Annotated in this window: 23 protein-coding genes and 1 riboswitch; of the genes, 1 reads left to right on the forward strand and 22 read right to left on the reverse strand. The window is 44.4% G+C overall.

The features are described from left to right. Nucleotides 1–200 precede the first annotated feature (200 nt). A complete protein-coding gene (locus tag ACZ424_RS01285) occupies nucleotides 201–2,375 on the forward strand; it encodes a BamA/OMP85 family outer membrane protein (protein WP_464904713.1) in 2,175 nt (724 codons plus the stop codon). Here the strand turns inward: ACZ424_RS01285 and ACZ424_RS01290 are convergent. From ACZ424_RS01290 to ACZ424_RS01395, 22 genes are all read right to left on the reverse strand, one after another. Next, nucleotides 2,372–3,358: a DHH family phosphoesterase gene (locus tag ACZ424_RS01290; RefSeq protein ID WP_464904714.1), complete on the reverse strand. Its 987-nt coding sequence runs from the start codon at nucleotides 3,356–3,358 to the stop codon at nucleotides 2,372–2,374. The two genes, ACZ424_RS01285 and ACZ424_RS01290, sit on opposite strands and share 4 nt — an antisense overlap. Continuing rightward, the gene (rbfA, locus tag ACZ424_RS01295; RefSeq protein WP_464904715.1) at nucleotides 3,355–3,654 is read right to left on the reverse strand and encodes a 30S ribosome-binding factor RbfA; all 300 of its coding nucleotides are present in this window, start codon (nucleotides 3,652–3,654) and stop codon (nucleotides 3,355–3,357) included. The genes ACZ424_RS01290 and rbfA overlap by 4 nt, the downstream gene beginning before the upstream one ends. Beyond that, complete coding sequence (locus ACZ424_RS01300) at nucleotides 3,655–4,980, reverse strand: TldD/PmbA family protein (protein WP_464904716.1); 1,326 nt, start codon at nucleotides 4,978–4,980, stop codon at nucleotides 3,655–3,657. It abuts the gene before it with no gap. Next, complete coding sequence (gene thyX, locus ACZ424_RS01305) at nucleotides 4,973–5,578, reverse strand: FAD-dependent thymidylate synthase (protein ID WP_464904717.1); 606 nt, start codon at nucleotides 5,576–5,578, stop codon at nucleotides 4,973–4,975. The genes ACZ424_RS01300 and thyX overlap by 8 nt, the downstream gene beginning before the upstream one ends. Before the next feature lie 41 nt (nucleotides 5,579–5,619). Next, nucleotides 5,620–6,042, reverse strand: coding sequence for a deoxycytidylate deaminase (locus ACZ424_RS01310; RefSeq protein WP_464905231.1), 423 nt, complete (start codon nucleotides 6,040–6,042; stop codon nucleotides 5,620–5,622). Between the two features lie 30 nt (nucleotides 6,043–6,072). Beyond that, entirely contained in the window at nucleotides 6,073–6,204 is a 132-nt protein-coding gene (locus ACZ424_RS01315) for a hypothetical protein (RefSeq protein ID WP_464904718.1), read from the reverse strand. A gap of 10 nt (nucleotides 6,205–6,214) precedes the next feature. Then, complete coding sequence (locus ACZ424_RS01320; protein WP_464904719.1) at nucleotides 6,215–6,364, reverse strand: hypothetical protein; 150 nt, start codon at nucleotides 6,362–6,364, stop codon at nucleotides 6,215–6,217. Between the two features lie 11 nt (nucleotides 6,365–6,375). After that, entirely contained in the window at nucleotides 6,376–9,051 is a 2,676-nt protein-coding gene (locus ACZ424_RS01325; protein ID WP_464904720.1) for a cytochrome c3 family protein, read from the reverse strand. Then, nucleotides 9,051–9,857: an NHL repeat-containing protein gene (locus ACZ424_RS01330; protein WP_464904721.1), complete on the reverse strand. Its 807-nt coding sequence runs from the start codon at nucleotides 9,855–9,857 to the stop codon at nucleotides 9,051–9,053. The genes ACZ424_RS01325 and ACZ424_RS01330 overlap by 1 nt, the downstream gene beginning before the upstream one ends. 12 nt (nucleotides 9,858–9,869) lie before the next feature. Further along, nucleotides 9,870–10,580: a hypothetical protein gene (locus ACZ424_RS01335; RefSeq protein ID WP_464904722.1), complete on the reverse strand. Its 711-nt coding sequence runs from the start codon at nucleotides 10,578–10,580 to the stop codon at nucleotides 9,870–9,872. Continuing rightward, complete coding sequence (locus ACZ424_RS01340; RefSeq protein WP_464904723.1) at nucleotides 10,580–11,512, reverse strand: formate dehydrogenase subunit gamma; 933 nt, start codon at nucleotides 11,510–11,512, stop codon at nucleotides 10,580–10,582. The genes ACZ424_RS01335 and ACZ424_RS01340 overlap by 1 nt, the downstream gene beginning before the upstream one ends. After that, on the reverse strand, nucleotides 11,512–12,606 hold the full coding sequence (locus ACZ424_RS01345; protein WP_464904724.1) for a hypothetical protein: 1,095 nt from the start codon (nucleotides 12,604–12,606) through the stop codon (nucleotides 11,512–11,514). Before ACZ424_RS01345 ends, ACZ424_RS01340 begins: the two co-directional genes overlap by 1 nt. A 10-nt stretch (nucleotides 12,607–12,616) precedes the next feature. Continuing rightward, entirely contained in the window at nucleotides 12,617–13,492 is an 876-nt protein-coding gene (locus tag ACZ424_RS01350; RefSeq protein WP_464904725.1) for a cytochrome c3 family protein, read from the reverse strand. Beyond that, on the reverse strand, nucleotides 13,489–14,094 hold the full coding sequence (locus ACZ424_RS01355) for a hypothetical protein (protein ID WP_464904726.1): 606 nt from the start codon (nucleotides 14,092–14,094) through the stop codon (nucleotides 13,489–13,491). Before ACZ424_RS01355 ends, ACZ424_RS01350 begins: the two co-directional genes overlap by 4 nt. Then, nucleotides 14,091–15,359, reverse strand: coding sequence for a hypothetical protein (locus tag ACZ424_RS01360; protein WP_464904727.1), 1,269 nt, complete (start codon nucleotides 15,357–15,359; stop codon nucleotides 14,091–14,093). The genes ACZ424_RS01355 and ACZ424_RS01360 overlap by 4 nt, the downstream gene beginning before the upstream one ends. A gap of 120 nt (nucleotides 15,360–15,479) precedes the next feature. Beyond that, nucleotides 15,480–16,691 (reverse strand): molybdopterin molybdotransferase MoeA, encoded by a 1,212-nt coding sequence (locus ACZ424_RS01365; RefSeq protein ID WP_464904728.1) that lies wholly within the window; start codon nucleotides 16,689–16,691, stop codon nucleotides 15,480–15,482. After that, nucleotides 16,691–17,713, reverse strand: a complete 1,023-nt coding sequence (locus ACZ424_RS01370; protein ID WP_464904729.1) for a molybdopterin-binding protein — start codon at nucleotides 17,711–17,713, stop codon at nucleotides 16,691–16,693. The genes ACZ424_RS01365 and ACZ424_RS01370 overlap by 1 nt, the downstream gene beginning before the upstream one ends. After that, nucleotides 17,710–18,759, reverse strand: coding sequence for an ABC transporter ATP-binding protein (locus tag ACZ424_RS01375; protein WP_464904730.1), 1,050 nt, complete (start codon nucleotides 18,757–18,759; stop codon nucleotides 17,710–17,712). Before ACZ424_RS01375 ends, ACZ424_RS01370 begins: the two co-directional genes overlap by 4 nt. Next, on the reverse strand, nucleotides 18,753–19,349 hold the full coding sequence (locus ACZ424_RS01380; protein WP_464904731.1) for a beta/alpha barrel domain-containing protein: 597 nt from the start codon (nucleotides 19,347–19,349) through the stop codon (nucleotides 18,753–18,755). Before ACZ424_RS01380 ends, ACZ424_RS01375 begins: the two co-directional genes overlap by 7 nt. A 235-nt stretch (nucleotides 19,350–19,584) precedes the next feature. Further along, entirely contained in the window at nucleotides 19,585–20,271 is a 687-nt protein-coding gene (gene modB, locus ACZ424_RS01385; RefSeq protein ID WP_464904732.1) for a molybdate ABC transporter permease subunit, read from the reverse strand. Then, nucleotides 20,261–20,995, reverse strand: coding sequence for a molybdate ABC transporter substrate-binding protein (modA, locus tag ACZ424_RS01390; RefSeq protein ID WP_464904733.1), 735 nt, complete (start codon nucleotides 20,993–20,995; stop codon nucleotides 20,261–20,263). Before modA ends, modB begins: the two co-directional genes overlap by 11 nt. A gap of 98 nt (nucleotides 20,996–21,093) precedes the next feature. Continuing rightward, nucleotides 21,094–21,214: riboswitch (molybdenum cofactor riboswitch) on the reverse strand. After that, a complete protein-coding gene (locus ACZ424_RS01395; RefSeq protein WP_464904734.1) occupies nucleotides 21,214–21,876 on the reverse strand; it encodes an O-methyltransferase in 663 nt (220 codons plus the stop codon). (Overlaps the previous riboswitch by 1 nt.) Nucleotides 21,877–21,881 lie beyond the last annotated feature (5 nt).

Raw genomic sequence — 21,881 nt, forward strand, 5'->3', positions numbered from 1 at the left:
ATAGTTTAGGCTACAGCGTTGAGGTAAAGGGAGATACTCTTCTCATTAAGGACTACAGAGTTGTTGAGTCAGTTGAGTTTAAGGGGCTTTCCGACCTTAAAGATATTGAAAAGGTCGTAAAGTTTCTTTTACTAGGAAAGCCTGTTCCTCAGTCCGGTATAGAGAGTATTAAGCAGCTCATACTGTTAAAGCTGAAGGCTTTGGGTTTTTCCCGTTCTAAGGTCTCCATCTCCTTCAAAAGGGTTGGCTGCGGTTATGAAGCTATAGTTTCTGTTGAGAAGGGAGCTCCCCTCATAGTTAAGTCTATCTCCGTAGATTCTCCCCCTCCTTTTAAAGAAGAGGTCTTTAACCTGATTGGGACACTTTTAGGGAAGCCATTAAACTACCAGAAGCTTTCTGACCTTAAGGATAAACTTGAAGAAATTCTCGTAGAGAAGGGTTACTACAACTGTAACATAACTTTTAAGACCGTTCTTGCTGGGGGTGGAGTTTACCTTTACGTGAAGCTTAAACCTGGAAAACTTTACAGGATTCTCTTTTCCGGCAACCGCCACTTCTCTGCTGATAGGTTGAAGGAGCTCCTTACCTTCTCTTCTGCCCGTTCGGTTGACGAGTTTGAGATTGATAACTCAAAAAGACAGATTGAGAAGTTTTACAGAAACCACGGATTTCCCTTTGTTAAGGTTCAAACTTCAGTCCTTGATAAAGGAAAGGAAGTCCTTGTTAAGTTTGAGATTGACGAAGGTTCTTACGTTCTCGTTAAGAAGATAAAAGTGGAAGGATTAAAGCTTAAAGAAAAAGAGTATAAATCCCTCTTGGGTAAGCCTTTCTCTGAAGACGCGGTTAACTCTCTGGTTCAGCGAATCCTTTTAAAACTAAAAGAGAAGGGATTTAGAGAGGCAGTTGCAGATTACAGGGTGGAGTTCCCCGACACTCTCCTATTCCGATTTAGGAAAGGTCCCGTTTTTAAAGTGGTTTCCGTTAAGGTTTTTGGGGATAAGCTGGGCTGTTTTAAAGGGGTAGAAACTCCTTTCCCTTATACAGATTCACAGGTTGAAAAGATAACCGGCAGAATTTCAGACTGCTACGCTTCAAAGGGATATCCCGACGTTAAGGTAGGAGTAGAGGTATATACGCTATCTGAAGCTCCTGCAGAGGTTGATTTAGAGCTGAGGGTTAAGGTAAAAACTGGTAAACAGTATCGTTTCGGTTATGTCGTTTTAAAAGGGCTCAGGAGAACAAGAGTTTCGGCCATAAGAAACCTGATAATTATTTCTCCAGGGGAGCTCTACTCAAGGAAGAAAGTTGTTAAGCAGTACTCAAAGCTCCTTGACAGCAGGCTTTTCTCCTCAGTTAACATAACTGAGGTTCGTTCCGACTCGGCCATTTCTGAGGTTATTGATCTTAGAGAGGGTAGTTTTCTAGATGCAAAAGGTTTTATCGGTTATGGAACCGATTACGGAGCTGTAACAAACGGGTTTCTCTCAATGACCTCTCCCTTTGGGATGGGGCTTAAGTTCTTCCTTTTCGGTCGCTACCGCCAGAAAGAGGGGTATGATGCCGTTTTTAAGGTTTTAAAGCCGGCCTTTCCTTTTAAAAACTGGAACCTTGGCTACTCTATCGTAAAGAAGGAGCAGATATACGAGAGCTTTAAGTCAGACAAGGTTCTCTACAGGTTTTCTTTGGAGAGGAAAAAGGCAAAATCATTCTCTCAAGCTTTTGAGTTTGAAGTTTCAAGGGAAACCTTACGTGATACTTCCATTGCTGCAAAGCGTTTTAGCCTTGAAAGGCGTTTTATCTACCTTCAGACCTACGACAGGAGAGACAGTATCTCAAACCCGAAAAAGGGTTACCTCTCTTCCACAAAAATCTCCTTTGCTGGTCTTCTTTTAGGAGGAGATGCTGACTACACGCTTCTTGAGGAGAAGTTCCTTTTCTTAAAGAGTTTCGGTGGTTTAACTGCTGCCCTAAGACTTGGAACCGGTTTTATCTCATCTCTAAAAGGTTCTTCGGTTCCCATTCAGGATAGGTTCTTCTTAGGAGGTGCTGAAAGCGTAAGGGGTTACAAGTATGGAACTATCTCTCCGACTGACGATAAAGGTAACTACGTAGGTGGAAAGGCATACGGGCTTTTCAGCGTGGAGCTCCGCCACAAGCTCTATGGTCAGCTGGAAGGAGCTCTCTTCTACGACTCTGGAAAAGTCTTCAGGGAACCCTCAAGCTTTTCCCTCTCAGACTGGTATTCCTCGGTAGGTATTGGTCTTCGCTACTTAACTCCCGTTGGCCCACTTAGAGTAGACTACGGCTATAAGCTAAAGTCCGTTCCTGGTCAGGGAAGAGGCAGATTTCACATCTCTTTCGGTTTCCCGTTTTAACCGATACTGTCGTAGTAGGCCTTCTCTAAAGCGACTTCAAGCCTTTTGAGGAGCTCCTTTTTAAGTTCCTCTAAGTTGCCTTCAAACTCAAATCCTGCCGCCATTTTGTGGCCGCCTCCGCCGAAGGATTTTGCAACCTCGGCCACGTTTACCTTCCCTTTAGACCTCATTGAGACTTTCCAGAATCCCTCCTCTATCTCCTTAAAGAAAAGGGCAACTTCAACTCCGGCAATAGACCTGGGGTAGTTGATGAAGCCTTCAGACTCTTCCGGGTAAGCTCCTGTTTCCTCTAAGAACTTCTTAAAAAGAGTTATATGGGCAACTTTCTGGTTAAGCTCAAAGGAGAGTGTCCTTAAGACTAACTCCAATAGCCTTAGTTTGTTTATTCTGTTTCTCTCAAAGATGTTCGTATAGACTTGGTAGGGGTTGACTCCTTTTTTGAGGAGCTCCGCTGCGATAGAGTGGGTTTCCGGAGAGGTGTTTGAGTAGTTGAACCCTCCTGTGTCTGTAAGGATTCCCGTGTAGATCGGTAGTGCAACCGAGAGGTCTATGAGGTTTTCGTCTATCAGTTTCATTATGTGGTATGAAAGCTCACAGGTGCTTGAGATTTCAGGTTCAACGATTGCATAGTCTGTAAAGGGCTCTGCCGTTATGTGGTGGTCAATTACTAAAGACTTCTTGGCAGGGATTGACTCAAATCCTGTCCTCTTAGGGTCTGAAACGTCTGTGATGACAACCCAGTCAAACTCCTCGTCTATCTCCTCTTTAACCTCTACCTTATCAACTCCCGGAAGGAAGTCAAAGAAGAAGGGGATCCTATCCCTGTAGATTACCCTGACGTTCTTTCCCAACTTTTTAAGGAAGTTGAACCAGCCTAAGGAGCTCCCTATCGCGTCTCCGTCGGGGTTTTTGTGTGTAGTTATCAAGATTTTTCCTTCAACGCTCTTTAGGAGCTCCGCCGTTTCATGTCTGTTCAGTTTCATAGCTCTACCTCTAAGTCAATGAGAAATTGGGGACGGGGAACTGTTCTGAGCTTTAACCTCTTTCCCAAAAGGTGCTGAATGTATCCTGCAGCTCTGTTGAGTCTTTCTACGGCTAAAACTACGTCCTCCTTTTTAAGCCCCGATATAAAGACGTTTGCTTTTGAGCCGTCCTTGGAGAGCTCTAGCCGTTTAACGGTTATAAATATGTTCTCAGGCAAGTCTATTTCCCTTCTGACTATATCTGAAATTTCCCTTAAAAGCTGAGATTTTAACCTTTCTCGTCTGTAACTTTTCATTTACTCTCCACTAACTGTAAGTTCTTTTACTAAGACCGACGGGCTGCACACGTTTCCGAGCCACTTCTGGTCGGCTCCTACCTCTGTTATGTTCTTAAGGAGCTCCTTCATGTTTCCTGCAACGGTCATTCCCGTAACAGGCATAACTTTTTTGCCGTCTACGTAGTATACTCCGCTTATACCTATTGAAAGCTCTCCAGATATCGGGTTAACCGTGTGAATTCCCATTGCGTCTGTTACAACTATAACCTCTTCAGGAGTTTTCACCATCTCCTCCAAGTTTAAAACTCCCCTTTCAACTATCAAGTTTGTAATTCCTGACGTGGGTAGTGACGAGATTGAGTGTCTGATGCCGTTTCCGGTAGGTTTAAGCTCCAACTTCTTGGCAGAATACATATCAAGTAAAAAGTTCTTAAGGACTCCCCTCTCTACAACTGCCTTTTTCTTCGTAACGACTCCTTCGTCGTCGTAGGGACAGCTTCCGGTGCCGTCTGGGTGGTGGGGGTCGTCGTATATGGTAAGGGTGTGGTTTGCTATCTCGTGGCTCAGTTTATCGGCAAATAGGGATTTTCTCCTAAGAACGTTGTTTCCTAAAAAGGCTGCAGAAAGGGTTTCTATAAGCTCTGCAAATACGCAGTTTTTAAATATTACCGGAAGTCTCTTCGTCTTTATGGGTTTTGCTCCAAGGAGCTCCGTTGCGTTCCTTGCAGCGTTAACTGCTACGAGCTTAGGGTTAAGCTGATGGAAGAACCTTGTAGACTGGTAGTCCCACCCTATCTGAGAATCTCCAGACTCCTCGGCGGCAAGAAGAATGCTTAAAGTGTAGTTTGTAGTCGTATAGCTAAAGTTGTGGTCGTTTGAATTGTAGTAGTAGACGGTCGTCTTCCCGTCTCCGTAAGAGGCCTTTCTCACCTTCTTTACCCTGCTGTCAAACTGGAGAGATAGAGATTCAAGCTCTTTTGCCAGTTCTACTTTTCTCTCAATCGGTACTGTGTCATAGTCGTCGTTCAGTTTAAAGTGAAGGGTGGAATTTTCCGGCATAGAGAAGCTGTAGTCGTCTGGTTCTGAACATTTTGCGTTTTCTCTGGCACACTCAATTGCAATTCTTATCCCGTCGTCTGAAACGTCGTTTGTATAGGCAAATCCCAATCTTCCTTCAACTACTACCCTTATTGCTACTCCCTTCATCTGGGAAGTTTTGATCCTGTCAACTTCTCCTCCTTTAACCTCTACTCCTGTTCCTTCCCCTTCAACGGCGTAGATGTCATAGTTTTCAACTCCCAATTTCTTCAAGTAGTTTGCCGTCCTCTCAACTATCTTAAACATCAGTTACCTCCAGGTTTCTGAAGTATTCCCTTACCTCTTCTGGTTTACCGCAGCTCTTCTTACCCTCTGTGCAGTAGCCTAAGTAATAGCAGTTTGGACCTACACCTTTAAAGAGCTCCGGAAACTCCTTTCTGAGGATTTTTAACATTTCAACTGCCATTTTCCTGATTTCCCACTGTGCCCTTGTGCAGGTTCTAAGTCTTAAGAAGTGGACCATTTCCTCTCCGTTCATAGTAAAGACGATTCTCGTTGAACAGGCGTTGGGAAGGACAAATCGGGCGTCCTCTTTGGGAGCTCCCTCCTCAACAAACCCTTCGTAGGCTTTCCCTAAAAAGGACATAAGCTCCTTAAAGGAGTATTTTTTTTTGTCTACTTCAACTTTTAGTCCTTTAAGGCTTTCGGGCTCAACGTAGGGAAAGTCCTTCATACTTACGTATCTTTGGGACTGCTGGCTGTAAGAGGCCGGTCTGTGTCTTACAAGCTGGTGGGAACAGGCCCTTGATATTCCGTCAACCAGAAAAGTAAAGGTTAAGTGGCGAAGGAGCTCCTCAGTATTTGAAAGTTCTGGGTAGTTGTAAGAGATGAGGAAAACTTTCAACCGGAGACCTCCTTTGAAATAGTGGAGATTAATTATAAATCCTAGTCCTGTTTGCCGAACTGAATGAGAGGAAGGTTGGCCTCTTTTGCTATCTCCTTTGCCAGCCAGTCTGGGTAACCTTCCCTGTATATTACTTTTGTTATTCCTGCATTTATGAGCATTTTAACGCACAGCGAACAGGGACAGTGGGTGCAGTAGAGGGTAGAACCCTTAGTGGGTACACCGTGAAGGGCTGCCTGAATTATTGCATTCTGTTCTGCGTGGAGCCCCCTACAGAGCTCGTGCCTCTCCCCGCTAGGAACTCCAAGTTTTTCCCTTAAACAACCAACTTCTTCTGGATGTTTAAGGCCGCTGGGTGGACCGTTGTAGCCGGTAGATATTATTCTTTTATCCTTAACCAAAACGGCCCCAACCTTCCTCCTTAAACAGGTAGACCTGGTTGAGACCATTTGAGCGATAGACATAAAGTATTCATCCCAAGAAGGACGAGGCAATTAGTGGCCTCCAAAGATGTGGTGATAGGCAGTCATAATCAGGGTTATGAACATGAAGATGTAGAGGATTATCTCAACAGAGGCTATCCACTTCCTAAAGCCGAATACCGTTTTGAGAGCTCTGCTTGCCATACTCTCCCCCTTATAGCCACATAAATATTGATTGGGAATACCAGTGAACGAACTTAACGAACCAAACTCCAAGAATCGGGAGTAAAAGAACAGACAGGGTGGCTATTAGAACTATCCAAGCCTCTTTTTCTATATCCCTTGAGCTAACCTCTCTTGCCATTTTCTAACCTCCTATTTGTAGGAAGGGTTCTTATGGTGAACTTTACTTGAGTGGAACAACTTATACCTATAGAGGGCATCTAAACCGTGGCAGTCTACACAGATGCTTCCTTTCAGGTCTTTATTCCTTAAGAAGCTGTTAAGGGCATTACCCTCAACCGGTTTACCGGGAACTGACCTTGTCCACTTACTCCAAACGTGTGGGTCGTGGCAGGTTTCACAGGCGATGTCACCGCCTACGTGAACCTCTTTTCCGTCTCTTGTAAAGAGCGGCCAGTCTCCTTCCCTTCCAGGCCTGTCAAAGTTCCTTACAACCACGTCCTTGTGGGGGTGGTAGTAGTATTTCACAACCTTTTTACTTCCTACACCGCCTTTTCTGTGACACGTGAGGCAGTAGTTTGACATTCTATTGTCCGTTATCTCCTTAACGTCTGTAGCCCAAAGGAGTTTGTCTTTTGCTCTGTGGGGAACGTGGCATGCAGAGCATACTCCGTCTTTTAGAACTTCTTTTCCAAGGGCGTTCTTAAAGTTCTTCTTAACTATTCTCATGTCGTGGTCGGTCCCGATAACCGCTGCCTCTTTAGTGTGGCAAGCGGTGCAGAGAGAGCTGTCTGCTGCAACAGTATACCTTGTTAACCTTTCTTTGTCTGCTCCGTTGTGTGGATCGTGGCAGGTTGCACAGTCCATAATTCCGGTTTCACCCTTCTTTGCAGGGTGTCCGGTCATCTGGTTAATGAGTGGTAGCCTTGAGTTTTCTATCATAGAAAGGTTCTTCTCAGTAACTTCACGACCTATCGGGTGGGTAAATTTACCTACGGTTTTGTCTTCGGCAATTTCTCCCTTGGCGTGGCAAGAGGAACAGAGCTTTTCACCTATTGTTTCACCTTTTCCGGTTTTCCTGTTCCAGAGAACTTTAAACTTAGGATTGTGTGGAGTATGGCATGCAGAGCATACTCCGTTTTTGAGGAGTTCTTCTCTCTCCTTCTCTGTCAGTTTCACGTCAGGGTTGTTGAGTAGGTCGTGTGGAGTTCCTTTCAAGTTTTCGTCTACGTGGCAGGTTAGACAGAGTTCCGAGTTACCTCTTACAGGAATCCTCAGTAAGACTTCCTTGTGAGTATGTGGGTCATGGCACGTTGCACAGGAGACTTCCTTACCAGGTAGCTTGTCTGTCGGGTTCTTAACTCCGACGGGGTGTTCGTTGAATACACTCTGCTTAACCTTGTGTTTTGCCATTCCTTCAGGGTCGTGGCAGGCCAGACAAAAGCCGTCAACAGGCGGCTCCATCGGTGAAATTTCGCCGTAAACGACCCTTGAGAGGTATCCACCTTTTGCCTTATGGACGTTGTGGCAAGCTGCACAGTCTCCTTTCTTCCACTTCTTATCTATCTCTGCGTGTGGGCCGTTCTTAACGTCTGCCTCTTTCCTGTGACAGGTGTAGCACAGTTTGAGCCGTGGAGCTCTCAAAAACTTCCCTTTTGGACTGTTGTCAAAAGAGTGGTGAGGATCGTGACACGTTGTGCAGGCTAACCTGTTTTGGGGAAGAGGAAGTTTAAGTGCAATCTTCTCTTTCAGTTTAACTCCAGTTGGGTGGGTGAGCGTTCCAACGGTTTCTACCTCTTTTCCGTCAATTACGTGTTGAGGGTAGTGACAGGAGAGGCAGAGGATATCGGTTTTTCCTTTTGCGTCTATAAGAGCTGCATAGTCAAAGGCGTCTTCAGGTATAGGTCTACTCCAAAGTTTCCTTCCTTTTGCCTTGTGAGCAACGTGGCAAGTTTTACACGAGTTTCCGTCTATGTTGTGCTTGGTTTTAAGAACGGCCTTTTCCTGAACGTGACACAGAGTACAGATTTTCTTTTCTTGGGCAACTAACAGGTGTTTGTTTTCCTCTTTGTGGACTTTGTGGCAGGTCATACACTCAACAGAAGAAGTAACTGCCTTCTGTTCTTTGAAGAAAGCAACATCTGCACCTTTGGGGAACTTCTTGTGGATAGGGTGGTTTCTGAAGTTAGGGTGTTCTTTGGAGTTTACGTTCTCTATGTGGCAAACTGCACAGAGCTGAGAGTTCTTTGCCGGTTCAATTAGAGTTTTGGGAGCTCTACCCCTGTGGGCAGAGTGGCAGGATTCACACTGAACTTCCTGGTTTTTAGTTACTTTACCCCCTAACTTTTCAATTTCAACGGCGTATTTAACCTTTAGCTTGTTCTCTGTATCCTTTAAGATTGGATGGTTGAGGCCGTGTTCTGCATTCTGCTTGTGACACTTTATACAGAGGGTAGAGTTAACGTTAGGTTCTCTCATAAACGTGTAGTCAAGCTTCTTCTCACTTCCGGTTTTTGTATGGGGAGTGTGGCAGGTTCCACAGTAGAGCTTCCCGTCAAGAAGAGGGAAACCTTTAGGCATTTTAAAGTCTTTTGGAACTTTTTCGTCTACCGGGTGGGAGAAGTGTTTGAAACCTAAAAACGTTAGCCTATCGTCTGCCATTGAGCCGTCGTGACAGGAAAGGCACATGAGTTTATTTGCAGCTGTGAAGGACTTTGATGTTAAAAGTGTAGGAGACTTAACCTTTGCTTCAAGGAGCCAGTTTTCGTGGCAGACTAAACACTCCTTTTTCATACTTTTCTTAAGCTTCGCCTCTGAAACTCCTGGGACGACTAAAACAGTTAAAAGGACAAGAAGTGATTTTCTCATTACTTGACCCCTTGAACCTTAAATGTAAGGACTCTCTTTTTAAGAGGTTCTAGAACGAAAACCTCCCCTTTGTAGCAGGCTACAGCTGTTGGGTAGTAGAGTCCCTTTGCTAAAACCTTCTCTAAACCGCCGTAAACGTCAAATAGCTGAACGGCACCTGTAATTGCATCTGATACTGCAACCGTTCCGTTACCACAGTAAGCAACGCTTTTTGGTCTAAAGAGGTCTCCTTCTTCTATACCGAATATTCCAAAGCTATTTACATAATTTCCGTTTTTGTCAAACTCCTGAATTCTGGCGTTTACTGAGTCAACTACGAAGATGAGTTTTGGAGAGCTGTCTATCATAAATATTCCAACAAAGTTCCCAGGAGCACTTCCTTTTCCGCCTATGCTCTTTAAAAACTTGCCGTTTAAGTCATAGATGTCTACAGACTCTGTTTTCCCGTTTGTAACAAAGAGCCTGTCCTTTATTTTTGTAACGTCTATCGGCCTTCCCTTCAGGTTAAACGTTTCTTCTACATTTCCCGTTTCGTCCATTACGTAGAGTTTTCCCTTTTGGCTGGTTACGTATAGAAGACCGTCTTTTATAGCTATTCCAAAGGGTGAATCTACATTTATGTCCGTAAGGTGGTTTCCGTAGAGGTCGTATACTGCTATTCTGTTGTTAAGGCCATCTATAACGAAGAGTTTCCCGTTAGATACTGCTATATCTGATGGGAACTTCCAGTTTCCTCTGATCTCTGCAGAGAGAGACCCTGTCACCGTAGCTACTAAAACTGCCAGAATTAGCATAAGATTCCTCATTACGTTCACCCCTTACCAGATAAATTTGGGGAAATGGATAGTTTCGTATTCCTTGAGCCCTTTAACTATCTCGTTGTGTTCAAGGTCTTTCACCCTTTCTTCACTAAAACCTAAAGCTCTAAAGTCCAGTTTTCCGTTTACTTTGTGGCAGTCATCACACTTAAGAGGCTTGTCTGTTAGAGCATTGTGCATCTTTGCAACGGCTGTTGTATCTTTCAGAAGATCTTCTCCCTTTAGAGGAATCTCTACCGGCTGACCGTTATAGACAGGAACAATCTTGGCGTTACTCTCTTCTCCGGAAAGTATTACTCTGTTTCCAACCTTTATGTATTTTAGGCCGTAAAAATTTCCCTTTTTCAAAAGGGTAACTTTCCCTTCTTTTATCTCAGCCCAGCTGTAAGTAGTTCCTGGCTTTAAAAAGTGGCAAACGTTACAGCTCATAAACGTTCCGTGGGCGTTGTAGAACGGAGAGAATTTCCTGTCTTTCTTGTGGGCTGCAAATGTGTGGCAGGCGCTACAGACGTCGTTCATACTATACCTGTAGTAGTTAGGTGAGTGGAACGGCTTAGGATACTCTTTCAGGTTTGAAAGCTCTGGCCTTTCAAATTCCTTCAGCTTCTGCTTCCATTCCCCTACGTTGTTTGCAGGAGCAGACAGAAGCGGGTTTTCAGCTGCCAGTGCTGCAGCCGGAATTAATAGAGCTGTTATTAGTAACTTCCTCATTATCCGTTCCTCCCTTCTACTTCCTTTTCAAGAAGGTGGTGAGCATACTCGTGCATTCTCTCAATCATCTCTTCTTCAGGCAATTTTTCAACTTCAAGAACAAACCTGTAGCGCTCTTTCAAAAACGGGTACTTCTCAAGTAAATGAGGCTCGTTTTCAGCAACGGCTTTAATAATTCTCCTGTAACTCCTTGGCCTTTCCTCAATCCATTCAACTTCAGACGCCGTTCCGGTTAACCAGATCCAGTCCATAGGAAACTTGTTGGGGCCGTAGTGAACTATATACATGTGAACTAAAGAAATCCATCCTAACGCCAAGACTGCTTCGTCTGAGTGCATTAAATAAGCTATCTGAACGGTTTCTGGTGGTAAATGAAGGAAACCTGTAAACACTTCCGGTAGCCAGAGCATCCAACCGGTAATTCCGATTGCGAGCATACCCCAACCGACTGCCCAGAAGTCAAACTTGTCAACCCAGATGTATTCATCCCAATCTGGTGGAACTTTCCTAAAGCCTAACAGGTATTTAATGTAGTGGACAAAGGTTACGTCTGTAGGTCCGGGAACAATTTTAAAGTAACCGAAGAAGTCCTTTTTAGCTAAGTCCCAGTTGGCTATCAGGATTAAAATCAAGTAGAGGACGGTGAGGAGGAAGTCTGAGAACATTATAAAACCGGAAATTCTGTGGATGGTCATCTCTCCGGATATTCCACCTAATAGGTCTATAATCGGTTTTGCCCAGGCAGTGTCGTAAAACTTGAGAGGGTATCCTGTAATTATCTGCCAGATAAACGTTGAAAATATTCCAACGTGGAGTAGCCTCTGAAAGAGGGTAAACTTCTGTATCATTATCTTCTCACCGTCAACGATGAGAAGCTTATCCTGTTCAGCTCTTACTCTAAACCTTTTCTTAAAGGCTTCCCAGAGTCCCATTAGTGCTTCCTCCTCAGGTTTTTAAGAAGGTCAAGTCCGACAATCGTAACTGCAAAGAGGAGCGTTCCAGTTGTTAACCAGAACATAAACTCTTCAACTATCTTAACTATCTTTTGTCCTAAAGAGTCTGGAATTGGATGCATGTGAACCCACTTAGTTGTGGCAAAGTTGGCCATGTGGTACTTTGGTGCCAGTGGGTGGCATTCTGTTGAGCGGCCACAGGTTAGCTCAATGTTCTTAGCGTTTATTGAAGATCTTGGATCGTTTTTATGGAATATGTCGTGGAAGTTTCCGTCCTTGTTGGTGTGGCAGTCTAAACAGTCTGCAGCTCTTGTATCGTTCCTGTCTAAGTAGAGCATTTTAGCGTGCATTGTTACTTTGTAAGACTCAACTGCCGTTAAAACGTGTTCTCTTTCAAATTTGTCGTGAATTCCTTCTATATCAAGAGCTTTTTCCATCTTCTTTTCATCTTCATGACAGGAAGCGCAGAGCTCCACAATCTCCCAGCCGTCGCGCCTTGTCTTTATAAACCGGTGAGTAAACCCGTTCCTGATGATAGGAATCGGTTCCCTACTTGCAACGTGAGAGAGCCTGTCCTTTATCCAGTTTTTGTTCTGGTGGCAGATTGAACACCTGTCAAAGCTCATTTTCATTGACTCAAGCTTAGTAACCTCAACGAGTAAATCGTTCGTATGACAGTATGTACAGTAGGGGTAGATGTCTGGGGCTTTCTCGTAGTTCTTTCCATGAACACTCTCTTTCCAGGTTTCGTAAACTTCTTTATGTGAGAACGGTTTCTTAGTTGACGGATCAATAACGTGACACTGGGTTGCACAGTTTACTTTCCCGCTGCCCGGTTTGTGGGGATACTGTTCAATTTTCGTGTGGCACTCTGTGCACCCAACGTTTCTGTGGACGGAGTGGGCAAATAGAGCATCTGAAATACTACAGTCCTCTACTTTGTTCTCTTTATTAACGATGGAAAGCCCTTTCAGTCTGTGACAGACCAAACATCCGTCGTCAGACGTTCCCATACCGAGGCCTGTTCCCGTAATAGCGATTGCCCCTGTTAATCCTAATATGAAGGCTTTCACTCTCTACCCCCTACTTAAGCGAGTTGATGGAATGGCAAACCTGGCAGAGCTTGCCGTTTTTGAGGTCTTTACTCATGAGTTTTACGCCTTTCGTGTTAAGTTCAAACCTGTTAAGCTCAAGGTTGAGTTTTTTAAGTTTGTAGTCTAAATCTGCCCTTTCAACCTTAGCCCACTCTTTGTTTTCCAGTGGTGCAGGTATGGCTATCTGCGGGTGTGGGTTGTGGCAGGTTATACACTCAATCCGTTTATTTACTAAGATTACTTTCGGTTTTCTGCTTTTTAATATTTTCTCGTCCAACTTCGGCTTTAGCTGTGCCATTGAAGAGATATCAACAACTTCAGCTTTTCCCTTTACCAGCTTCATAACCTTTTCAGACTTTGCTGTTAGGTGTTCTAGAGCTCCAGCGTGCGGCGTCTTCGTATGGCATCCAACACAAGCCTTGTAGGCCTCAAGTTTTGCTCCAAAACCGTGGCAGTAGATACAAGCCTTTTTCTTTTCACTCCAGGGAAGGTTTGAGACTATCGTTTTGTGGGGGTTAAACTTCTTGTAACACTCGGGATTGTGACACTGGAAGCAGAAGTCATACCTGTGTTTTATCGGTCTATTTGTCCTTAAAAACTTTTCGTTTGAGCTTGTCATATCGTGACAGGTGGTGCAGGTGAGCCTGTTGTCCCACGTTCTCGGGAAAGAGTTTGGAACTTTTATACACTCTGTATCCCTTATCTGAACGTCAATTGGGTGTAGCACTGGGCAGCCTTCTGTGTGGCACTTAAGACAGAACTTAACATCACTTCCTATGTATCCCTTTCCGCCACACTCAGTAGAAAGGGCATTTCCCCCAAATAACACACATATAACCGCTAGACCTATCAGTCCCTTCCTCATCTTGTCCAGTTCCCCTTTGTATGGCATTCCATACAGAAGCCGACTCTGTGGCACCTGCTACACTTTGCAGGGTCTGCCGCAGCCTCTATGCTGTGTGTATACTCGTAGTTTCTGGGGTGAACTTTGTGCTGAATTGTGTCTCTCCTCTCGTGACACTCTATACAAAACCTTTGCCTGTGACACTCTGAGCACTTCTTAGGCTGTGCTTGGTATGCGAACCTGTGGGTTTTCATCCAGTTGGCCGTTTTGTGGTCTGCCGGCTCTATCTCTTTCATGTTAAAGTGACAGATGTAACACTGTGTTGGAGCGTTGGGAGTAGGAGACTTACCCGGGTTGTTGTGGCAGTAGTGACAGGTAACCTTAGATGGCATTAAGATTTTCTTTGAGCTCCTCTCAGCAGCTTCTATGTCTGCCCACGACATCTCAACGTTCATTTTGTGGCACGGTATACAGCCGTGTTTATCTATAAACTCTTTGTGTTCTCTGTGGTGAAACTTGGCAGTTGCTCCGAGCTCCTCGCTGTAGTTAACCTTCCCATTTCCGCAGGAGCTTACTACAGCTAATACTGCTAAAAGAGTAAGGAGTTTTAACCCTTTTCTCATTTCCTATCCTCTGCCTTTTTTTCTCCCGTTCCACCCCAGAAGAGTAGGTTGTACCTAAGGATTAACCTGAGGTCGTGGTCAAAGTCTTCGTTGTTCCTGTAGTCAACTCCAAGCTCTAAGTTTGAGAACTCTGACGTTTGATATGTCCCCCTTAAGTAGTACGCAGTTGCCCACTGTCTTCCGTAGGTTATTTTGTCGTAGCGGGCTATGTCGGCAGTTCCGTTAAGAGTTAGCTTTTCGCAGATGTATTTAGTGAATCCCAGTTCAAATCCTCTCATTATTCCTAGCCAGCTGTTCTGGTAGAGGAGAGCTCCGTAAGCCCTTAAACCGTTTTCAAACCAAGTGTCCCTTACTGCACCTATCTTTGTCAGGTAGCCGTTGTCCTTCCCGTTCCTCTGGACGTCTGTTAGCGTGATGTTTCCAAAGAGCTGCCAGTGTTTCGTGACGTCGTAGTAGGCGCTTTGTGTAAAGCGAAGCTCCCTTCCGTTAGGTGAGAAGAGTGAGAAGATCCTGTCCTCTCTAACTGTGTGGTCGTCGTATGTGTAAGAACCGTCGTAGTATTCAAGTTCCGTGTTAAACCTCAGTCTCTTTGTTGGGAAGTAGTTAAAGCCAAAACTTGCGTTGGTTAGTTCTCCGTGGGCTGCGTCAATCTCTAAACGGCTATACTGGGCAAGGTCTTCGGTTAAGTATTTATAGTTCCCAAAAACAAAGGAACTCTTCTTTACCTTTCCGTCGTCCCTTAAGTGTTCAAAACCTAAGTAGTAGCCCTTGTAGTCAATTTTGAATCCAAAGAGTAAATCATCTCCGGAGTGGGTGTTGGGCTCGAAAAAACGGGGCTTTCCAAAGTAAACTGTATACCTCACTCCGTTTTTAAGGCTTGTGTCAAGCTTAACTGCGTCTGCAACGTAGGTTTCAAACCCTTCAGATATAAACTGCCTACCAACAGAGAGGACTGAAGTTCTCTTTTTGTTAAGGGGAACGTCAACGTAAAGCTGGTATAGGTCTAAGTTCCAGTCGGTTCCGTATCCTAAATCCTTCCAGAGCTTTCCGTAGAAGTGGAGCTCCGAGTTCCCTTTAAGGTCTCGTAAGTCCAATTTTAGGTAGTTGTCAAAGGGAAAAGAGTCTCTATCGTAAACATCCTGTCTGAACTCTATCTGGGTTTTAAGTTCTCCCTCAAACCCGGGAACGGTGACAGCTGCGAGAGACTGTGCGGTCAGTAGGCCTATCCCCAGCCCTACCGCTATTGTTAACCTCTCTATCCCCACGTTTATCCCTCTCTGCTGGAGCTGTATTGCAGAATATTACAAAACCTTTCAATTTCCTGTCAAGTTTTATAGAACATTCGCAAATTTTTATCTTAACTCTAACCAAAACCCCTCGAAATTTTACAAAAACTGGTTGAACAACAGAACCTTTACTCTCTCTCCCTCTTCAAGGGAGCCTTGACCTTCCGGGACAACTGCAAGTCCGTCTGACTCCACGAGGCTTTTAAAAACAGAGGTTTGCTGACTGCCGGAGCTTTTTACCTTAAGGCAGCCGTTCTCTTCCCTCACTTTAACCCTTATAAAGTCAACTCTGTGAGGCCTTGACTTGAGCTTTTCTTCTGTAGTTGCTTCGGCGTATCTATTCTCCCAGTTCCTGATTCCTGCTATTTTCCTTACTGCAGGTATTAAAAACTCAAAGGCGTTTACAGCCGTAGCAGCCGGATACCCGGGTAAACCGAAGAAGAGCTTTTTCCCTTTTCTGCCGAAAACAAGAGGCCTTCCGGGTCTTATGTTTGTCTGTTTGAAAAACACATCCACTCCTGCTCTGTGAACAACTTCCTTAACGAAGTCATACTTACCCTTTGAAACTCCGCCGGTTGTTACAAGTATGTCAACGAAGCTTAGTCCGTTTTCTACTGTCCTTAATAAGGCTTCAGGCTCGTCTTTAGCCTTTCCAAGCCTTATAACTTCTCCTCCAGCCTTTTCTACAAGACTTTTCAGGAAGTAGTAGTTTGAGTTGTAGGCACATCCCTTTCTAAAATTTTCCCATGGCTCAAGGATTTCGTTTCCCGTCGTTAGGATTCCGACTTTCGGTCTTCTGAAAACCTTAACATCGTAAACTCCAACGTAGGCAAGGAGTGAGACTTTTAAGGGGTTTAGGAGTTCCCCCTTCCCAATCAGAACCTCTCCTTTCCTTATCTCACTTCCTTTAAAGTTTACGAGAGTCCCTGGTTCAACTGGAAAGTCAACGATAATTTTTTCCCCCTCAACTTCTACGTCTTCAACTCTAACGGCTGCATCTGCCCCTTCCGGAATTTCCCCTCCAGTCATTACGAAAACGGCCTCTCCCTCTTTAACCTGTTTTCTCTCTGTATCCCCGGCTGCAGTTTCTCCAACGATTTTCAGCTCTGCGGGGAGTTTTTTTAGTGAGGAACTTTTAAAGGCGAACCCATCTATTGCCGACTTGTTTACGTCTGGAAAGTCTATCGGAGAAAGGACGTCTTCTGCTAAAACCCTTCCCTTTAACTCCTCTAACGCTAACAGTTCCGTTTCTTTAACAGGTTCTGTGTTCTCTGCAATGATCCTTTTTGCCTCTTCCCACTTTACTTTCATTACGGTCTCCCGAATGGACATATTGGAAATACGCAGACGGGACAGCTGTGGCATAGTCCTCCGTGTCCCTTCATTGCAACTTCTTCTTTTGTGATTACGTCTCCCACTAAAAGTCTCGGAAGCCAGATGTCAAAGGATGTCGCCTTATAAAAGAGAGCCGCAGCTGGAACTGCAACAACAGGCTTTCCCCTAACCCAGCCCATCGTCAGCATGTTTCCCGGCTGGATTGGGTTTCCCCTTATGAAGTTCTCTGCACCTGCCTCCTTTATCGCTCTGTAGGTAACGTCGTCGGGATCAACAGATGTTCCGCCGGTTAGAATAACGATGTCGTATTTGTCTGCAAATTCCTCAATCTTTTGTCTTATTTTCTCTTTATCATCTGGGAGTATTACCTTTTCTTCAACAGAGCACTTGAAGAACTCAAGTTTTGGCTTTAGCCTGTCGTAGAACTTATCCTTGATTCTTCCTGAGTAGACCTCGTTTCCAGTTATTATCATCCCGGCCTTTTTCTCTGTAAAAGGGATAACCCTCATTATTCCCTTTCCTGCAATTCTTACAGCCTCTTCAACTTCTCTCTTTGGTGCAACTAAAGAGATTATCCTTACTGCTGCAACCTTTTCCCCAGGCTTTACATACATATTTGTGTGGATTGTAGGGCACGACGGTTCCCCGACCATGTTGAACTGAAAAAGTTTCTCAACGTCTATCTTTAATAGCCCGAAAACCTGAGAATAGATGTTTATCTTTCCCTCTTTCGGCTCCTCATCCCTGTAGAGGTTTTCTCCCATAAGGGCATCGGCCAGTATCTTTGCAGCGTCATCTTCGTGGATTTCATCCTCAGAAAGCTCCAGAACGTAGATATACTCCTTTCCCAGTCTCTTAAGCTTCTCAACGTCTTCAGGCCTGATTACGTGCCCCTTCTTGAAAGCTCTTCCCTTAAATCCCCTTTCAGGGTCAACTTCGGTTATATCGTGGACTAAAACCATTCCAACGGCGTCTTCAACTTTAACTTTCCTTTTCATTCTTCCTCCTTAATAGTGCATATCTGGTCGGCGGAAAGGTGAAGTGTTGTCCTTTTACCTTCCTCCAAGATATAGTTAGGAGTGAGGCTCAAAGGCAGCTGGAGTTCTACCTCCTCTCCCTCTATCTCTGCCTGAAGGAAGAGAAAGTTCCCCATTCTCTCTATCCTCTTTATCAGAGCTTCAACTCTGTTTGACTCTACTGCTGGAGAAAAGGTTGCAGACATCGGGAGAATGGAGACGGTTATCTGCTGGCCGATTTTGAGTGGAGCTCTCCTCTTCAGCTTCAGTTTAAGTCTCCCTTTAACTTCAACTACTGCAAACTCTTTTTCAAGTTCGGTAACTCTTCCCTTTAGAAAGTTCCTGTGGCCTAACAGCTTTGCTATTTTAACCGTTTTCGGCGAGAAGAAGACCTCTTCAGGACTTCCTTCCTGAACATTTCTTCCATTTTCAAGGACTACTACCTTCCTGCTCAGCTTTAGAACTTCCTCAAAGTCGTGGGTAACTAAGACGGCCCTTTGGTTAAATCGGTTGATTATTGTAAGGAGCTCCCTGTAAAGGTTTTCCTTTAAAGACCTGTGGAGTGCTGAAAAGGGCTCGTCTAAAAGCAGTATCTCAGGTTTCCTCACAATAGCCCTTGCCAAGGCTACCCTCTGTTTCTGGCCTCCCGAAATTTGGTCTGGAAGTTTGTTGAGTATGTCTCCAATCTCAAGGAGCTCTACGACTTCTCTGAACAGCTTCTTATCTCTTGACGAGAAGAGGATGTTCTCCTTTACTGTCATGTGGGGGAAGAGGGCGTAGTGCTGAAACAGGTATCCTACGTTTCTCTTCTGAGGGGGAAGGTTTATCTTCCTCTCTGAGCTAAAAAGTGTCCTTCCGTTTACCTCAATCTCTCCCCTTTCGGGCTTTTGGAGGCCGGCTATCATCTGAAGCGTTACCGTTTTTCCTGAACCGGAAGGGGCGAAAAGGGCTGTTATCTCTGCATCTGAACTAAACGAGACGCTATAGTTGAAGTTTTTTAGTTTCTTTTCTGCCAGGAACCTTAACATGGGGTAATTTCCACTTTTACATCTATCGGTTTACTGAAGTAAACAGAAGTGAGAACTAAGAAATCAAAGCCGCTCGTTGCAAATTTCTCAACGTTTTCTTCTCTGATTCCTCCGGTTGCTGCCAACTTGACCTGAGGGTTGTGTCTGTTCCTGAATTCAACTACCTCTTTTATCTGGTGAACGGGGAACTTGTCTAACTGAACGATGTCTGCCCATTTTTCTATACACTCAAAGGCTTCTTCTAATGTTTCGGCTTCTATGATTATCTTCTTTTCGGGAGCTCTCTTTTTAAGGTGAGGGAGTTCTTTCTTCCCCTTTCCCGATAAAATAACTTCTCTTTTCTCTATGAAACTCCTGGACTCTACCTGAGTTTCTACATCAACGCCGAACTTCTCAAATATCCTTACGCACTCCTCTGTTCCGCAGACTACGGAGCTTTTTCTCAGAGGATAAACAATCTTTGCGTTGGTATCTTTTAGTTCTAAGCGGTTTTTTTGAGCTACCCATAGCCCCTGTACTCGTCGCTTCACCACTATCTCCCACTTCTCTTCAACCAATACTGGTCTTATCTCTTCCGAGAGACCCCTCACAGACTTGTTCCCTCCAGAGGTCTGATGTCGGGTAGCTGAATCACTCTCAGAGCTTTTAAGTGTTTCTATTTCTTTACAGCTTTTATATCTGAATTTATTTTCTTTAGTTCTTCTTAGAGCTTTAATACTGACTTTTTTCTCTTCTCCTGTTTCCTGTTTTAAATTCCAGTCTGCAGGAGAGTTTATTATTTGTCTTTTTATACCTCTTTTGTGCTGAAAAGTATTGTAATATGCACTATTTATCAACTGTTGTGAACCTCCTAGTCGTTAGCTTGTTTACTGTAAAGATGATTAACAGTGAGATAACGGCGATAATGACCGTTAGCAAGTTTGCCCTTTCAAAGTTTCCGTCTGAAACGGCGCTGTATATCTCAATCGGTATTGTGTTTGTTCTGAAAGGAATGTTTCCGGCTAACATGAGGGTTGCTCCGAACTCGCCGAGAGCCCTTGCAAATGAAAGGACAAGCCCGGCTATTACTCCTCTCCTTGCAAGTGGAAGAAGGACCCTAAAGAACGTTTCAACCTCTCCCTTCCCGAGGGTGTAGGCGGCGTAGATGAGGTTTCTGTTTACGGACTCTAAAGAGCTCCTTGCCGTTTTTACAAAAATTGGGAACGCTGCAACTGAAGAGGCAACAACGGCTCCATACCACGTAAATACTATGCCTGTATTAAAGAGTTTGTAGATGACTTGGCCTATAAGTCCGTTCTTTCCCAGGAGGAGGAGGAGAATGTATCCTGTAACTGTTGGCGGGAAGACTAAAGGAAGAGTTATAAGGGTGTCTATCAGGTTTTTGAAGGGGAGCTCCTTAGCTGACAGCAGGTAGGACAGAGGAAGCCCTATGAGGAAAACGATAACTGTTGAAACTGTAGCAACTTTAAGGGAAAGCTCAACTGAAAAGAGGGCTTCACTATCAAGAACCATTTTTTACCTTTCTAAATCCGAACTTTTTATAGATGAAGTCTTTTGTTTCTGAGAGAGCTCTTTCAAACTCCTTACACTCTTTTAAGTTTCCTCCTTTTACACAGGCTACATAGAACCTGATGGGGTTGTGAAGGTTATCGGGGAAGACCTTTATCAGTTTAACCTTGTCTTTGAACTTGAGGTAGTCTGAATAGTAGACTATTCCGAGGTCGGCGTTTTCCGTCATTACCCAGACAGTTACCTGACGGACGGTTGGAGCGTAAACGAGCTTCTCTTTTACTCTTCCGTAAACTTCCAAGTTTTTCAGCGTTTCAATCGCATACTTGCCGACGGGGGAAAGTCTGTTACCTACGGCTATTTTCTGTGCTTCTGTCAGCTCTTTTACCTTTCCATTTTTTGGAGCTATAAGGACTAAAGAGGTTTCTGCAAATGGTTTAACTGTTTCTTTTAAGAGAGTTTTCCTCTTTACTCCGTAGTCAGCCCAGAACTTTGACGCAGATATGTAGACGTCGGAGGGAGCTCCTGCCACTATCTGATTTAATAGTTTGCCGGAAGAGGCAAAATTAAGGGTTAGCCTTGTTCCCGTTTCCCTCTGAAACTCATTCCCTACAGTTTTCACGAGCCCTTTCGTTCCCATTGCAGCGAAGATAAAAAGCTCTTTACCGTAAGTGGCCGTTGAGAGTAGTAGGAGAACAAGTGTTGTAAAATAAAACTTTAGAACCATCTCTCACCTCCAGGAAGGAGACCCCAAGTTTAGGGGAGGTGCTTAGGGGGCTCCTGGGCCATAAACTACAAAGGGGGTCAGCCCGAGCCTGGACTGACCCCCTTAGCTGTCGGGTTCCTTTCCAAGCCCGGGAGGCTCAGCCGTTTCCAGCTGAACCCTATCGGTCTGGTTCCATAGGCATCTGCCCTTAGGTAACCAGACTCGGAACCCAACCTTTATTATACTAACTTTCTTAGAAACAGAAGACCGTCTCCAACGGGAATGAGAGTGGCCTCAAAGTTCGGATATTCCTTTACGTCCTTTAAAAACTTGGTTAGCAGTTTTACTCCCCTATCATACTTCCTATCGTATTCCCTTCCTGCTACGTATCCCCTGAAGAGAACGTTATCAAACAGTGCAACTCCTCCTTCTTTCAGCAGCGGTTGAACTTTGTAGTTGAAGAATGGGTATTCAGACTTTACAGAGTCAACAAAGATAAAGTCAAAAGTTTCACCTATTGAGAGGATGTTCCTTAAGTAATCTAAGCCGTCTGAGAAAACGGTTTTAATGGGAGCTTCTGCACTTTCAAAGAACTCTTTGGCTTTTTCAAGTCTTTTTCTGTTGGAGTCAACGGTTATTATCTCTGCCTCCTTGTAGCCAAAGTAGATGTTCAGCGTACTGTATCCTACTCCTGTTCCTATCTCTAAAACCCTTTTAGGTTTAAGGATGCTTACCGTTAACCTTAAAAGGGCAGCAGACGTTGGCAGGAGTATCGGAACTTTTTCCCTCTTTGAAAACTCCTCAATCTCCCTTAGTAGTTCTTCCCTTTCGTTGTAAACGTTACAGAATCTTTCCACTTCAGGGAGTAAAATTTCACTAAGGTTTTCCCACCTTTTAAACACAAAAG

It is taken from the genome of Thermovibrio ruber (genome assembly GCF_055380895.1).